This window comes from Methylobacterium sp. E-045, from assembly GCF_022829685.1.
Taxonomy (GTDB): domain Bacteria; phylum Pseudomonadota; class Alphaproteobacteria; order Rhizobiales; family Beijerinckiaceae; genus Methylobacterium.
This window is the reverse complement of sequence record NZ_JAKSYE010000113.1, coordinates 1-897: the sequence shown is the minus strand read 5'-3', so window position 1 is coordinate 897 and position 897 is coordinate 1. Positions and strand designations below refer to the sequence as shown.

At 66.6% G+C, this 897-nt stretch carries 2 protein-coding genes; both read left to right on the top strand.

The window, feature by feature from the left end; all coding sequences use genetic code 11:
• Window positions 1-546 (top strand): DnaB-like helicase C-terminal domain-containing protein (locus MKK51_RS21050; RefSeq protein ID WP_243980583.1); only part of this gene is annotated, 546 nt, incomplete at its 5' end.
• Window positions 547-577: 31 nt separating this feature from the next.
• A partial coding sequence (locus MKK51_RS21045) for a DUF1376 domain-containing protein (protein WP_243980581.1) occupies window positions 578-897 on the top strand: 320 nt, incomplete at its 3' end.

The window sequence follows — 897 nt, the reverse complement described above, 5'->3', positions numbered from 1 at the left end:
CACTTCCACATCGAGGACGGTGGCGGGCGCACCATCGGTGACATCGCTGCCGCCTCCGACCGACTGGCGAACTCGTATGCCCGTAAGGGTGTGCCGCTCGGCATGGTGGTGATCGACCACGCGCACATCGTCCGCCCGTCCCGCGCCTACAATCGCGAGGACGAGGGCCTGAAGGAGGTCGCCGACGGCGCTCTCTCCCTGGCCAAGCACCTCGGCGTGCCGGTCCTGCTGCTCGCGCAGTGCCACCGGAACACCGAGGGGAAGTCCGTCGATGATCGCCGGCCCAGCCTCGCGGACATCCGCGGCGCCGGCGCGTTCGAGGAGAACTCGGACGCCGTCGCGTTCCTCTACCGCCCTGCCTACTACATCGAGCGGTCAGGCAAATACCGGGAGCAGAACCCCGAAGCGCTCGCCGAGCACGCGGGCTGCCGGCACCTCCTCGAAATCATCATCGACAAGAACCGGATCGGTCGCGCGAACCACATCGTGCGCGCCTGGATCGACCCGGCTCTGAATGCCATCCGCAACCTTCAGCCTGGGGCCTGAGCCTATGACCAATCCGCTTCCTGACCCCCTCGTGCCTGCGCATATCGACCTGCGCGACTTTGCCTTCATGCCGCTCGAGGTCGGGCGCCTGCGCGATTCCTCGATCGTGGATGAGATCACGGGCGACGAGTTCAGGGCGGCGATCCTGCTGTGGTGCGCCTCATGGCACCAGTCTCCGGCTGGGTCGTTGCCCAAGGATCCGAAGCAGCTTTCGAAGTTCGCCGGTTACGGCCGGGTGGTCGCCGAATGGGAGCGCGTCGCCGAGGGTGCACTCTATGGCTGGGTCGAGTGCTCAGACGGGCGGCTGTACCATCCGGTGATCGCCGAGAAGGCTATCGAGGCCTGGGAGAA